This window comes from Massilia cellulosiltytica (genome assembly GCF_047325105.1).
GTDB classification, from domain to species: domain Bacteria; phylum Pseudomonadota; class Gammaproteobacteria; order Burkholderiales; family Burkholderiaceae_D; genus Telluria; species Telluria orientalis.
Genome location: NZ_CP168562.1, coordinates 3,134,326 through 3,147,418, shown reverse-complemented (window position 1 = coordinate 3,147,418; position 13,093 = coordinate 3,134,326). Strand labels below are relative to the sequence as shown.

11 protein-coding genes are annotated in these 13,093 nt (G+C 71.1%); 7 read left to right on the top strand and 4 right to left on the bottom strand.

Features of this window, described 5'->3' with window-relative positions:
• Window positions 1-18: 18 nt before the first annotated feature.
• Window positions 19-2,808, bottom strand: coding sequence for an XrtA/PEP-CTERM system TPR-repeat protein PrsT (gene prsT, locus ACEN9H_RS13765; RefSeq protein WP_413675215.1), 2,790 nt, complete (start codon window positions 2,806-2,808; stop codon window positions 19-21).
• 219 nt (window positions 2,809-3,027) lie between these two features.
• On the opposite strand from prsT, the gene ACEN9H_RS13760 reads away from it, so the two are divergent.
• Window positions 3,028-3,861 (top strand): PEP-CTERM sorting domain-containing protein, encoded by an 834-nt coding sequence (locus tag ACEN9H_RS13760; RefSeq protein WP_413675214.1) that lies wholly within the window; start codon window positions 3,028-3,030, stop codon window positions 3,859-3,861.
• Window positions 3,862-3,867: 6 nt separating this feature from the next.
• Here ACEN9H_RS13760 and ACEN9H_RS13755 read toward each other — a convergent pair whose 3' ends face one another.
• Window positions 3,868-4,809: a sensor domain-containing diguanylate cyclase gene (locus tag ACEN9H_RS13755; RefSeq protein WP_056133256.1), complete on the bottom strand. Its 942-nt coding sequence runs from the start codon at window positions 4,807-4,809 to the stop codon at window positions 3,868-3,870.
• A gap of 119 nt (window positions 4,810-4,928) precedes the next feature.
• Here ACEN9H_RS13755 and ACEN9H_RS13750 point away from each other — a divergent pair, with 119 nt between their 5' ends.
• From ACEN9H_RS13750 to ACEN9H_RS13735, 4 genes are all read left to right on the top strand, one after another.
• Entirely contained in the window at window positions 4,929-5,477 is a 549-nt protein-coding gene (locus ACEN9H_RS13750; RefSeq protein ID WP_056133262.1) for a Dps family protein, read from the top strand.
• 128 nt (window positions 5,478-5,605) lie between these two features.
• Complete coding sequence (locus tag ACEN9H_RS13745) at window positions 5,606-6,388, top strand: sensor histidine kinase (RefSeq protein ID WP_413675213.1); 783 nt, start codon at window positions 5,606-5,608, stop codon at window positions 6,386-6,388.
• Window positions 6,381-7,013, top strand: coding sequence for a response regulator (locus ACEN9H_RS13740; RefSeq protein ID WP_056133267.1), 633 nt, complete (start codon window positions 6,381-6,383; stop codon window positions 7,011-7,013). Before ACEN9H_RS13745 ends, ACEN9H_RS13740 begins: the two co-directional genes overlap by 8 nt.
• 9 nt (window positions 7,014-7,022) lie before the next feature.
• A complete protein-coding gene (locus ACEN9H_RS13735) occupies window positions 7,023-7,976 on the top strand; it encodes an MBL fold metallo-hydrolase (protein ID WP_413675212.1) in 954 nt (317 codons plus the stop codon).
• A 3-nt stretch (window positions 7,977-7,979) separates the two neighbouring features.
• Here the strand turns inward: ACEN9H_RS13735 and ACEN9H_RS13730 are convergent, their stop codons facing one another.
• The gene (locus ACEN9H_RS13730; protein ID WP_413675211.1) at window positions 7,980-8,276 is read right to left on the bottom strand and encodes a hypothetical protein; all 297 of its coding nucleotides are present in this window, start codon (window positions 8,274-8,276) and stop codon (window positions 7,980-7,982) included.
• Between the two features lie 202 nt (window positions 8,277-8,478).
• Here ACEN9H_RS13730 and ACEN9H_RS13725 point away from each other — a divergent pair, with 202 nt between their 5' ends.
• Window positions 8,479-9,114: a response regulator transcription factor gene (locus tag ACEN9H_RS13725; RefSeq protein WP_056133278.1), complete on the top strand. Its 636-nt coding sequence runs from the start codon at window positions 8,479-8,481 to the stop codon at window positions 9,112-9,114.
• Between the two features lie 11 nt (window positions 9,115-9,125).
• Window positions 9,126-12,110, top strand: coding sequence for a triple tyrosine motif-containing protein (locus tag ACEN9H_RS13720; protein ID WP_413675210.1), 2,985 nt, complete (start codon window positions 9,126-9,128; stop codon window positions 12,108-12,110).
• Here the strand turns inward: ACEN9H_RS13720 and ACEN9H_RS13715 are convergent.
• A complete protein-coding gene (locus ACEN9H_RS13715; RefSeq protein ID WP_413675209.1) occupies window positions 12,080-12,994 on the bottom strand; it encodes a LysR family transcriptional regulator in 915 nt (304 codons plus the stop codon). The genes ACEN9H_RS13720 and ACEN9H_RS13715 overlap by 31 nt on opposite strands.
• Between the last annotated feature and the right edge of the window lie 99 nt (window positions 12,995-13,093).

Genomic DNA, 13,093 nt, shown 5'->3' with positions numbered 1-13,093 from the left:
GAGGACGACGAGGGCTGATCACCCGCCCGCCTTCAGTTTTTCCATCAGCTTGCGGGCCTCGTCCGCCTGCGCGAACCGCATGTCGCCGGCCAGCAGCCCGTCGAGTTCCTTGCGCGCCGCGGCCTTGTCGCCGCTGGCGGCCAGCGCCGCCGCCAGGTGGTAGCGGATGTCGCGCGCCTTCGGCGCCAGCGCCTGCGCCTCGCGCAGCAGGGTCACCGCGCGGGCGGCGTTCCCGTTGCCGACCAGGATCCAGGCCAGCGTGTCCATCACGTCCGCGCGCTTCGGCGCGGCGTTCAGCGCCGCCTCGGCCGTCGCCTGCGCGCGCGCGTCGCCCAGCGCCTGGTAGCACAGTGCGAGATTGTTCAGCGCGACCGGGTTGCCGGGCTGGCGCCGCAGCACGTCTTCCAGCTTGGCGGCGGCCCGCTTGAACTCGTTCGCGCCCATCCACGTCTGCGCGCGGTACGCGAGCACGCGCACGTCGTCCGGATGCGCCGCCAGCCATTTCGCCAGGCGGCCGTCGGCGTCGGCCACGCGGCCGGCCTGGCGCAGCGCGTTGTCGATCTTGATCGCGAGTTCGTTCGTCGCATGCAGCGCGGACGCGCGCTCGAACGCGGCCAGCGCGGCGGCCGGCTGGCGCTTGGCCATCAGGATGTCGCCCTGCAGCTGGTAGCCCGCAGCGCCCTGCGGATGCTGCTTCTGCATGTGTTCCGCGACCATCAGCGCCAGGTCGTGCGACCCCTTGCGCACGTACAGCGCAGCCAGTTCCAGCTGGGCCGACGGGAAATCGGGCTGGATCGCCAGCACGCTCTTGAGGTCTTCCTCGGCCTGCGTCGTGTTGTTCATCACGAGGCGCAGCGCCGCCACCTGCATCAGCGCCGGCGCGGAGCGCGGCAGCGCCTGCGCCAGCTGCTTGTACGATTCCAGCGCGGCCGGGAGGTCGCCCCGCGCCAGCTCGGCCTTGCCGCGCAAATCCAGCAGGTCCGGGTTTTCCGGATGGCTCACCTGCAGGCGGCGCGCCAGTTCCAGCGCCTTGTCCGTCTGGCCCGCGCGCAGGTAGTGCGCGCACAGGTCGACGCCGGGCCCGATCGCGTGCGGGTCGACGGCGGCGGCCTGTTCCAGCCAGCGCGTCACCTCGGCGCTGTCCTGCGTGCGCTCGGCCAGTGTCGCCAGGCCGTCCATCGCCGCCACGCTCTTCTTGTTCTTCGCCAGGAAGTCAAGGAGCACCTGCCGCGCCTGCGCCGGCTGGCTGGCGTCCAGCGCCAGCTGCGACAGGCTCGCCGCGGCCCGGTAGTACGCAGGATCGAGCTGCAGCGCGCGCGCGAAACTGGCCCGCGCCGCCTCCGCCTTGCCCTGGGCCGCCAGCACCTGGCCCTTGAGGGCGTGGACCAGCGGCCGGTCGGGCTGGACGCGCTCCAGTGCGAGCGCCGCGTCGAGGGCGGCGTCGCGCCGGCCCAGGCGCAGGTTCGCCTGCACGAGGGCCTCGACGGCCTCCGGCGAACGCTTGTCGAGGGCCGTCGCGGCCTGCAGTTCGCGCACCGCATCGTCCGTCGCGCCCGCGCCCAGCCGCGCCAGGCCGAGACCCGTGCGCAGCGTGGCCGACGCGCCGTCCAGCGTGCTGGCCCGCGCGAACAGGTCGGCGGCCTGGTCGTAGCGGCGCGCCTTCAGGTTGGCGTCGGCGGCCAGCGCCAGCACTTCGGCGTCCGCCTGGCGGGCATCGAGCACGGGCTCCAGCACCGTGCGCGCCTCGTCCCCGTGGCCGGAACCGATCAGCGCCTGCGCCAGCATCTTGCGCGCGTACACGTTGGCCGGATTGCGTTCCAGGTAGCGGCGGAAATGCTGCTCCGCCTGGTAATTCGACCCGAGCTTCAGGTCGACGGCCCCGGCCAGCAGCACGCTGGGCATGTGGTCCGGCACGGCCTTGAGCACCTTGTACAGGACGTCGCGCGCGGCGTCGGGCCTGTCCGTCGTATAGTCGAGCAGCGCCTGCGTGTAGGCAACGAGCAGGCTGCCCGGCGCGCCCTTCGCGGCCAGGTCCAGCTCCGCCTGCGCCATCTGCGGCTTGCGCAGGCCGATGGCGAGATAGGCTTTTTCCACGTGGGCCGTACGGTGTTGCGGGCTGACGGTCAGCACGCGGTCGTACAGCGCCAGCGCGTCCTCGGGACGCTCGCCCGCGCGCACGAGGTCGGCCTTGAACATCAGCGCATCGACGTTGCGCGGATCGCGGGCCAGCACGCGGTCGGCGTAGCCGTGGGCCGCGTCCGCATGTCCCTCGACGATGGCGAGCCGGCCCAGGCCGACGAGCGCCGCCGGGTCGTCCGCACGCATGGCGAGCACGTGTTCGTAGGCCGTCCGTGCCTCGTCGTTGCGGCGCAGGGCCAGGTACGCGTCGCCGCGCGCGGTGGACAGGCCGGGATCGTCGGGGCCGCCCGCCGTCTCGTCCAGCGCCTTCTGGTGCTGGCCTTCCAGCACGAGCGCCGCGGCCAGCGCCGCCAGCGCCGGTCCGCGCGCATGGCCCCGGTCCAGCGCCTGCCGGGCTTCCTTTTCCGCCGTCGTGCTGTCGCCCAGGTCGAGGTAGACCTGGGCGAGCTGGTAGCGCGTGTCCGCACTGCGCGGGTCGGCGTCCAGCGCATTCTTGAGGACGATGAGCGCACCGCGAAAATCCCCTTTCGCGCGCAATTGTGCGGCATGCGCGCGCTGCTGGTCCGCCGTTTGCTGGTTGCAGGCCGGAAGTGCGGCGGCGAGGACAACGGCCACGAGGACGGCGGCAAGGCGGCCGGCGAGCGGGGGTGTAGAGGCTAGGGAGGACATTGTTGATATTGTTATAGATCAATGACGCATTTTCGTGGGGCAAGCACGTTTATGGCAAGCAAAAACCGACGGGCATGACCGCGATACCACGGCCCGGGGTGAGGTTGTAAAAATGTCACGGCCGTTATTGATATTAAATAATTTATTTACAAGTTAAGTTTATTCGTGGCATGATGCGCCTTGACACTGGTCAACGTGTAAATATTTCTGGGAGATTCTGTGAAAAAAGCGATCAAGCTGGCCGTTTCGGCTGCATTCATCCTCGGCGCCGGCCAGGGGTGGGCCGCGACCATCACCGACTCCGGCGTCGGCAGCTATTACGGCTACGACAACCAGGGCGCCGCGGACGTCATCGGCGGCAGCACGTACGACATCTCCAAGGCGACGATCACGCGTGCCGGAAGTGTCCTGACCATCACGATCAACACGAGCTTCGCCGGCAAGGCGGGCGCCAACTCGTCCTGGGGCAAGGACCCGCTGACCGGCAAGACCGGCAAGGGCATCGGCTACGGCGACGTCTTCCTGTCCGATACGTGGAACGCCGCCGGCACCGATGCCAATCACTACACGCCCGACAACGCGACCAAGGGCACCGTCTGGGACTATGGCTTCGCGCTCGACAACCGCTGGAGCAACTCGGGCGGCAACTTCAAGCTGTATGCGCTGAACGGCGCGACCAACGCGCAGAACATCCTCAATTCGAACAGCTACATCAACTGCTCGAACTGCAACTACCGCGAGAACGAGGAAACGGCCGTGAACACCAAGTCGTCCACGGTCAAGTACACGGGCCTGTCCGGCAAATGGGCCGTCTCGACCGGCGCCCTCACGTTCACCATCAACCTCTCCGGTTCGGAACTGATGGACTACAGCTCGTTCGCGATGCACTGGGGCGAGACCTGCCAGAACGACGTCCTCGAAGGCGTGGCGATGGGCGTGCACGTCCCGCTGCCGGGCACCGCAGCCCTGCTGTTCCTCGGCCTCGGCGCCCTCGGCATGGCACGCCGCCGCCGCGCTCCGGGCGCACTGCCCCCAGGCGCAGCGGCCGTCTGATTCCTTTCAGCCGGCGCTGCCGGCGATCCTGTTGCGTCCCGCCGCCTTGGCGCGGTACAGCCGCGTGTCCGCCACCTCGACGAGTCCGGCCGGCTGGTCCTGGCTGCCCGGCACGATCGTCGCCACGCCCATGCTGCACGTGACGATGTCGGCCACGGCGGACCCCGCATGGGGCAGCGCCGCCTGCGCCAGCCGCCGCGCGCACCGCGCCGCCACCGCCAGCGCCGCCGCCTCGTCCGTCGCGGGCAGCACGAGCGCGAACTCTTCGCCGCCCAGGCGCGCGCACAGGTCGCGCGTGCGCGCCGCCGCCCGGTCCAGCACCCGCGCCACCTCCTTCAGGCAGGCGTCGCCCTGCGGATGGCCGTAGCGGTCGTTGTACTGCTTGAAATAATCGATGTCGACCATCACGAGCGACAGCGGCGCGCCCAGCGCACGGGCCTTGCCCCATTCGACGTCCAGGATCCGGTCGAACATGCGGCGGTTGGCGATGCCCGTGAGCGGGTCGCGGTACGACAGCGCCTCCAGCTCCTTCTGCAGCTGCAGGATCTTGTCCTCGGCCCGTTTGCGTTCGCTGATGTCGAACATGAAGCCCACGAGGCAGTCCACGGAACCGTCGGCACGCCGGATCACGTGCACGACGTCGCGGATCCACACGTAGTCGCCGTCGGCCGTCAGGGCGCGGTAATCGGCTTCGTGATCGGTGCCCTGCTGCGACTGGCTCACACAGAAATCGACCGTCTTCTGGCGGTCTTCCGCATGGATGCGCATGGCCCAGTCCTCGACCGTCTTCCAGCTGTCCTGGGGCCAGCCCAGCACGCGTTCGATCTGGGGACCGATGTACGTGAAGCGCGCGGACGCCCAGTCGATGCGCCACGGGATGGCCTGCGTGGATTCGAGCAGGGTGCGATAGACGCCGGCGTCGTCGCCGGTCTCGGGATGGGTGGTCATGGCGTTTCGCGGCTGAAAACCATCATACTACCGGAATGCCTGGCCTTTGGATCAGTGCCCATGCGGCGCGCGATGGATAGACTCCGCCTGTCATCCCATTTCCCACCACGAGGTCTCCCATGGACAACCAACATACCCAGGACAATGCCGGCGTCGTTCAGGAATTCGGCGCGCTGGCGCCCGTGCGCATCGGTCTCCCGGAGCAGACGCGGTCGCAGAGCGTACGCGCCCTGAACCGCCTGCTGGCGCACACGATGGCGCTGCGCGACGCCTACAAGAAAGCGCACTGGCAGACGTCCGGCGCCAACTTCTACGAACTGCACCTGCTGTTCGACAAGCACTACGAAGAACAGGTCGCGATCATGGACGCCATCGCCGAGCGCATCCAGACCCTGGGCGGCGTGACGTTCGCGCTGGCCGGCGACATCGCGGGCGAGTCGTCGATCGCACGCGCCCCGCGCGGCCGCGAATCGGCCCCCGCCCAGCTGGAACGCCTGGCTGCTGCCCACGAGACGATCCTGCTGGACGCGCGTCCGCTGGCCCGCGCGGCGTCCGATGCCGGCGACGACGGCAGCAACGACCTGATCGTCAGCCAGGTCGTGCGCGCCAACGAACTGCAGAGCTGGTTCATCGGCGAACACCTGGCGCGCCAGGCCGAAGGCGATTGAACATCATACTTTAGTGTGATGTCATATCCTTTTGTATAGCTGGACCCGGGCGGCCTTCGTCCCGACAATGACCAGGGTGGCGCGGCATTCCGTCCGCACCACCCCGATCACCGGACGAGGAGCAGCCCATGACCACCCACCCGCCACCACTGGCCGCGAGCCTTGAACCCGAACGGCAGGCGCGCCTGGCCACGATCGGCCAGCTGGCCGCGTCGATCGCCCACGAAGTCGACCAGCCTCTGGCCGCCATCGTCCTGCACGCCCACGCGGCGCTGCGCTGCATCGAACGCGCCCAGGCGCCGGCCCAGGCGCACGCCGCACTGTGCGCCGTGCTGGAAGCGTCGCAGCGCGCCAGTGCCATCGTGAAGAGCGTGCGCGCCCTCGCCGGCCAGGTCCGGCTCGAGCGCACCGCATGCCGCCTCGACGCCGCCATCGACGACGTCCTGGCCGAATACGCGGCCGACGTGCGCCGCCACGCCATCGCCTGCCGCGTGACGGTGGCGCCGGGCGCACGCACGGTGGCGGCCAGCCCCGTGCAGCTGCGCCAGCTCCTGCGCAACCTCATCGGCAACGCCGTGGACGCCTTGTCTCCCGTGCGCGGCCGCTCCCGCTCGATCGCGATCCGCGCCCGCGTCGGCGCCGGCGCCGGCGGCGAGATCGTCGTCACCGTGCGCGACAACGGCACCGGCATGGATGCGGCCACCGCCGCGGACGCTTTCGATCCATTGGCGACGACGAAGCCGCACGGCATGGGCCTGGGCCTCGCGATCTGCCGCGCCATCGTCGACGCGCATGGCGGCCGCCTCTGGCTGGACGCCAATCCGGACCATGGCGCCACGGCCGGCTTCGCGCTGCCGCGCGCCGCGCACGCGCATCCGTTCACCGCATCCGTGGAGGCCGTCCATGGATGACCCGCGCCCCATCACCGTGCTGATCGCGGACGACCACCCGCTGATCCGGGCCGGCCTCGCCGCGCTGATCGGCGCCGAGCCGGCGCTGCAACTGGTCGGCGAAGCGGGCGACGCCGTCGCCGCCGTCGAAGACTATCTGCGACTGCGCCCGGACGTCATGCTCGTCGACCTGAACATGCCCGGCGGCGGCGGCGTCGAAGCGATCCGCAAGATCCGCGCGCTCGTGCCGGACGCCCGCATGGTCATCCTGACGACCTACGACGGCGACGAGGACGTGCACCGCGGCCTACTGGCCGGCGCCAGCGCCTACCTGCTCAAGCAGTCCGGCCTCGACGAGGTGGTGCAATGCGTGCGCCAGGTGGCCGCCAACCGCCGCTACCTCGCGCCCGGCCTCGCCGAGAAGCTGGCCGGCCGCGTGGACGCCAACCGCCTGTCGCGCCGCGAGCTCGAGATCCTCGCGCACCTGTCGGCCGGCATGAGCAACAAGATGATCGCGCGCACCGAGAACATCGGCGTCGGCACGGTCAAGTACCACGTCAACAATATCCTGTCCAAGCTGAACGTCTCGTGCCGCACCGAAGCGGCCTGCGTGGCGGCGCGGCGGGGGCTGATCCACGCGTACTGAGAGCTCGCCATGTCCTGTCGCTTCATCGCCGCCGCGGCCTTCATGCTCGCCACCGCGGCGCACGCCGCCGCGCCGCAGGTGCACACCCAGGCCCCAGGCTGGTATCGGACGATGCTGGGCCGCTTCGAGATCACGGCGCTTTCCGACGGCACGCACACGTTCCCGGTCGATACCGTCATGACCGGCGTGACGCCGGCCGCCGTCGACGCGGCCCTCGCCAACAACGACCTGCACCGGCCCGTGCAGGGCTCCATCAACGCCTTCCTCGTCAACACGGGGACGCAGCTCGTGCTGATCGACACGGGCGCCGGCGCACTGTACGGCGCTTGCTGCGGCAAGCTGCTCGCGAACCTGCGCGCGGCCGGCTACAGGCCCGAGCAGGTCGACGTCGTGCTGCTGACGCACCTGCACAAGGACCACGTGGGCGGCGTGCTCGCCGACGGCAAGCCCGCATTCCCGAACGCCGTCGTGCGCGCGGCGGGCGCGGATGCCGATTACTGGCTGTCCAGGGACCAGCGCGCCGCCGCGCCGGCGTTCCTCACGAGCTTCTTCGACAGCGCGGCGGCTTCGCTCGCGCCGTACACGGCCGCCGGCCGCTTCCAGCCGTTCGCGCCCGGTGCGGCGCTCGTCCCCGGCATCCGCGCCGTCGCCGAACCGGGCCACACGCCCGGCCACAGCGGCTATCTCGTCGAGGACGGCGGCCAGGCGCTGCTCGTGTGGGGCGACGTCGTGCACGTGGCGGCCGTCCAGCTCGACCAGGTCCAGGCCACCGTCAAATACGATACCAGCGCGCCCGACGCCCGGACGACGCGCGCCGGCCTGCTGGAGCGCGCGGCGCGCGAGCACCTGCTCGTCGGCGCCGCCCATGTGGCGTTCCCCGGCCTCGGCCACGTGCGCAGGGAGGGAGCGGGCTTTGCCTGGCTGCCGCTGAACTACGAAGGCGACCCGGCCGACCCGCACTGACGCTCAACCCTCGACCAGGTAAGGCGCGGGGCCGCCGGCCATCTCCTTGAACAGCCGGCGGATCACGCGGCTGAGCGATGCGTGCGGCTTGCCGCCCTTGCGCAGCAGCGGGTAGCCGCCGGACAGGCGTAGGCCATCGAGGAACGTGACTTCGTAGTCGACACGGCTGTCGCGCCGGGCCTGCGCCGCCCACGCGGCCAGGATGCGGTTGGCCATCCGGAATTCGCTGACGACGGCCGTTGCGCCGGCGTCGGCGGACAGGCGGATGCGGATGACGTCGATGGGTTCTGGGGTATGCACGATGTTGACTCCGGCTTTTGACGCGGCTTGGGTGGCAAAATCGGGGTCAGAGCGCAAAAGAGCAAATTAGCGCTCTGACCCCGGTGCTGCGAGCGTAGCGTCTTTGCGGACACTCGGCCCCACCCATTTGGCGGGGGCGACGACTCGATAAGGGGGAATCTTGTACAATCTTGCCCTGTACCGCCCCCGAAGACTCCACCGCATGAACCCTCCCAGCGCCACGCCGATCCGCGTCCTGATCGCGGACGACCATCCGATGATGCGCGAAGGCATAGCCGCTTCGCTGACTGCGCACGGCAACATCGAGGTCGTCGCCCAGGCCTGCGACGGCGACGAAGCGATCCGTTTCTTCACCAACTGGCGCCCCGACGTGGCCCTCGTCGACCTGCAAATGCCCGGCAAGGACGGCCTGGAAGCCATCCGCGCCATCCGCAGCCTGCATCCGGACGCCCGCCTCGTCGTGCTCACGACCTACGACGGCGATGCCCGCATCGCGGCCGCGCTCAAGGCCGGCGCGTCCGCCTACCTGCTGAAGAACGTCCCGGGCCGCGAACTGGCGGCGACCGTACGCGAAGTGCACAACGGCTCGCACATCCTGCCGCAGGCGCTGCGGCGCGAGGTGGCGATCCACTACGCCGGCGACGCGCTGTCGCCGCGCGAGCTCGACGTGCTGCGCCTCGCGGCCGTCGGCCATTCGAACCGCGCCATCGGCGCACAGCTGCACATCGGCGAGACGACGGTCAAGACGCACATGAGCACGATCCTCGTGAAGCTGGGCGCGAACGACCGCGCGCACGCCGTCACGCTCGCCGTGCAGCGCGGCTTCATCGACCTCTGACCGGTACCGCGATGCGCCGCCGCCATCGTCTCGTCCGCGCGCTCGCGGCTGCCCTGCTGCTGGCCGCCGGGCCGGCCATGGCGGCGCCGGAAGGCTTCACCGACTACCACCACACGCAATGGACGGCGACCGACGGCGCGCCACCGGCCATCCATACGATGGCGCAGACCCGCGACGGCTGGCTGTGGCTCGGCACGGCGGACGGCCTGTACCGCTTCGACGGCCAGCGTTTCGAACGCTACGCGCTGCCCGCCCAGCCGGGACGCAGCCATGAACGCATCCAGGTGCTGCGGGCCGCGCCGAACGGCGACCTGCTGATCGCCTTCGCCGCCGAAGGCATCTCGGTGCTGCATCCGGACGGCCGGGTCGAGGACCTGCCGGGCCAACCTTCCCCGTACGAGAACGTCGGCGCACTGGCCGTCGACACGGACGGCAGCCTGTGGGCCGCCGGCGGGCACATCGCCCATTTCGCCGGCGGCCGCTGGCGTGCCGTGGCGGCCGGGCCGGAATGGGAAACGGCGCACCAGGAAGACCTGCTCGTCGACGGCGCCGGCAACCTGTGGGCGTTCAACGAACACGGCGCCTGGCGCCTGGACCGGGCCGCCGGCCGCTTCGCGCGGGTGACGGACCAGGGCGGGCGACCGCTGCTGGCCCCGGACGGCAGCCTGTGGTCGCGGGCGAACGGTACGCTGCACCGGCTCGCCGCCACGGGAAGCCTGCGGCCCGGCACGTACGCGCCGTCGCAATCGGGCGGGGCCGGACAGTTCGGCGCGGACGGCACCCTGTGGCTGCTGGACTGCCCGCAACCGGTGTGCCGCGTGCCGAACGCGGCACAGCGCAAGGAGGCTCGCTGGGCCATCGCCTCCGCGGCCGCGGAGCGGGTCGTGGACCCGGCGCTGCTGTCGGGGCGGGGCGCGGCGGCGATCCTGGAAGACCGCGAAGGCGACATCTGGGTGGCGACGGAGAGCGGCCTCGATCGCTTCCGGCGCAACCGGTTCCTGCGCAGCGGCCTGCCCGGCAGCGGCACCCGCTACAGCTTCGGCGTGGACGGGGCCGGCCGCGTGCTGGCCGCCGACTTCGAGACGGGCACGCTGTGGCATCTCGCGCCCGACGCCGCGCCGGCTGCCGTGCGTGGCCCGTGGGTCGGCGTGATCAACAACGGTCCCGACGGCGCACTGCTCGTCGGCGGCAAGCGCGGCATCCAGCGCGTGCGCGGCACCACCGTGGAAGACATCCCGCTCCCGCCCGGCCCGGACGGCAAGCCGCGCGACTACCGCCTCGTCGGCCTGCTGGACGACGGCAAGGTGTTGTGGACGGCCTCGCTCGAGACGGGCCTGATCGGCTGGCGCGACGGCCGCTGGCTGCCGCGTGCCGCCTTCAACCTGCCCTCCAGGATCTTCCAGTCCGCGACCGACGGCGCGGGCACCCTGTGGCTGGCGACCGGCGACGGCAAGCTGGTGCACTACCTCGACGACAAGCTGACGGACTACGATCTCGGCGCCGTGGGCCAGGCGAGTGCGCTGTTCACGGGCGAACACCTCATCGTCAGCGGTTCCGGCGGCACGGCCGTGCTGCGCGAGCGCACGCTGCGCCTGCTGCGCACCCAGGATCCGGGCGTGCTGCGCAACCTGTCCGGCATCGTCGTCACGCCGGACGGCGACCGCTGGATGAACGGCGTCGCGGGCCTCGTGCACGTGCGCGCCGCGGACTGGCGCCAGGCCATGCGCGACCCGGACCTGCCGCTGCGCCACGAATTGTTCGACGCGCTGGACGGCTATCCGGGCCGCGCCGCGATGGAAAACCGCTGGCGCGGCATCGTCAGCGCCGACGGCCGCAACCTGTGGCTGTCGGCCACCGGCGGTGTCATGCGCCTCGACCTCGCCCAGCTGCGCCGCAACCGCGTCGCGCCGCAGGCCGTGATCCTCGGCGTGACGGCGGACGGCAGCAGCTTGCCGGCGCAAGGGACGATCCGCCTCCCGGCCGGCACCGACCACTTCCGCATCCAGTACACGGCGCCGGCGCTGCGCCTGCCGGAACGGGTGCGGTTCGAGTACCGGCTCGACGGCGTCGACAAGGGGTGGCTCGATGCGGGCGTCCGCCGTGCCACGTCGTACACCAACATCGGTCCCGGCGACTACGTGTTCCACGTGCGCGCCGTGAACGAGGACGGCCTGCCGGGCGAGGCGGTCGCCACCCTGCCTCTGCACGTGGCGCCCACGCTCGTGCAGACGCTATGGTTCCGCATCGCCTGCGCCGGCGCGCTCGTGCTGCTGGGCGTGCTGCTGTACCGCTACCGCATGCGCTACGTGACGCGCCGCCTGACGGAGCGGCTGCAGGTCAGGACGGCCGAACGCGAACGCATCGCCCGCACCCTGCACGACACCTTCCTGCAGACCGTGCAGGGCCTCGTGCTGCGCGTGGACGCCGTCGCCGCGACCTTGCCGCCCGACGCCGGCGCGCGCCGCCAGCTGGAGCACGTGCTGGACGACGCGAGCCACGCCATCGGCGAAGGCCGCGACCAGCTGCAGGAACTGCGCGCGGGCGATGCGCACGTGCTGGAAGACGTGCTGGCCGACGCCATCGCCCGCCTCACGCTCACGCATGGCGCGCTGGCCGTCGACGTGCACGTGGAAGGCGAGCGCCGTCCCCTGCTCGCGCCCGTCGCCGACGAGATCGCGGAGATCGCGCGCGAGGCGCTGCGCAACGCGTTCGCCCACGCGCACGCCGCCCGCGTCCGCGTCACGCTGATCCATGCGCGCCGCGCGCTCACGCTGTGCGTGTCCGACGACGGCCGCGGCCTGCCCGAGCCCGTGCGGCACGGCGGCGCCGGGTTGGCGGGATACCGCGGGCACTGGGGCCTGATCGGCATGCGCGAACGGGCGGAACGCATCGGCGCGCGCCTGGAGATCGCCAGCGGCCCGCGCCAGGGCACGACGGTCACGTTGACCGTGCCCGGCGCGCACGCCTACGGGGCCGACCGGGCGCCGCCGATATAGTCCTCCAGCCCGGCGGCGAGCGCGTCGAACGCGATCCGGCAGCGCGGGCTCGCGCGCAGGTCTTCATGCATCGTGACCCAGGTATCGAGCCGGAACGTGAACGCATCCGGCAGCACGCGCACGAGCGCAGGCGCGCGCATGGCCAGCGGCACCTGGCACACGCCGATGCCGGCGCCGGCGCGGACCAGCGCCAGCTGGGCCACGTCGCTGTCCGTGCGCAGCGCAAAACGGTCGCGCGTAAAGCCCGGCAGCGCCTTCGCGGCCTGGCGCACGAACGGCGTCGGGCGGTCGTAGCCGATCAGCGCGTGGTTCCCGAGATCGGCGAGCGTGGCCGGCGCGGGGCGCCGGTCCAGGTACGCCGGTGCCGCGTGCAGCCCCAGTTCGATGGCGCCGATGCGGCGCGCCACCAACTGCTCCTGGCGCGGCGCCGTCATGCGCACGGCGATGTCGGCTTCGCGCTGCAGCAGGTCGTGCACCCGGTTCGACAGCACCAGCTCCACCTTCAGCGCGGGATGGCGCCGGGCCAGATCGGCGACGATGGCCGGCATCACCTCGACGCCCACGACCTCGCTGACGCTGATCCTGACCGTGCCCGCCACCGAACCGGCGCCGTCGCGCAGGCCGGACGCCGTCCGTTCCAGCGCGGCGGCCGTGCTTTCCATCGTTTCCGCGTGCGGGCGCAGCGCGAACGCCGCCTCCGTGGGCAGCAACCCCGTCTGGGAGCGCGTGAACAGCACGAGGCCCAGTGCTTTCTCGAGCGCGGCCACGTGGCGCCCGACCGTCGGCTGCGCCACGCCCAGCGCCCGGGCAGCGCCGGACAGCGAGCCTTCGCGCAGCACGCCGAGGAAGGCGCGATACAGTTCCCATTCGATGTCCGATGCCATGTGGGTATACAAAAATGTTTAGCAGGTGGTAAAACTTATGCAATTCCATTGAGCCAGAACCGGCGCTACGCTGTCAACACTTTCAACGCACGGAGGACG

Bases quoted from the DNA above. Each gene is read 5' to 3' on its own strand.
- prsT (WP_413675215.1), bottom strand. From the start codon at position 2,808: ATGTCCTCCCTAGCCTCTACACCCCCGCTCGCCGGCCGCCTTGCCGCC.
- ACEN9H_RS13755 (WP_056133256.1), bottom strand. From the start codon at position 4,809: ATGACCACCCATCCCGAGACCGGCGACGACGCCGGCGTCTATCGCACC.
- ACEN9H_RS13750 (WP_056133262.1), top strand. From the start codon at position 4,929: ATGGACAACCAACATACCCAGGACAATGCCGGCGTCGTTCAGGAATTC.
- ACEN9H_RS13745 (WP_413675213.1), top strand. From the start codon at position 5,606: ATGACCACCCACCCGCCACCACTGGCCGCGAGCCTTGAACCCGAACGG.
- ACEN9H_RS13740 (WP_056133267.1), top strand. From the start codon at position 6,381: ATGGATGACCCGCGCCCCATCACCGTGCTGATCGCGGACGACCACCCG.
- ACEN9H_RS13735 (WP_413675212.1), top strand. From the start codon at position 7,023: ATGTCCTGTCGCTTCATCGCCGCCGCGGCCTTCATGCTCGCCACCGCG.
- ACEN9H_RS13725 (WP_056133278.1), top strand. From the start codon at position 8,479: ATGAACCCTCCCAGCGCCACGCCGATCCGCGTCCTGATCGCGGACGAC.
- ACEN9H_RS13720 (WP_413675210.1), top strand. From the start codon at position 9,126: ATGCGCCGCCGCCATCGTCTCGTCCGCGCGCTCGCGGCTGCCCTGCTG.
- ACEN9H_RS13715 (WP_413675209.1), bottom strand. From the start codon at position 12,994: ATGGCATCGGACATCGAATGGGAACTGTATCGCGCCTTCCTCGGCGTG.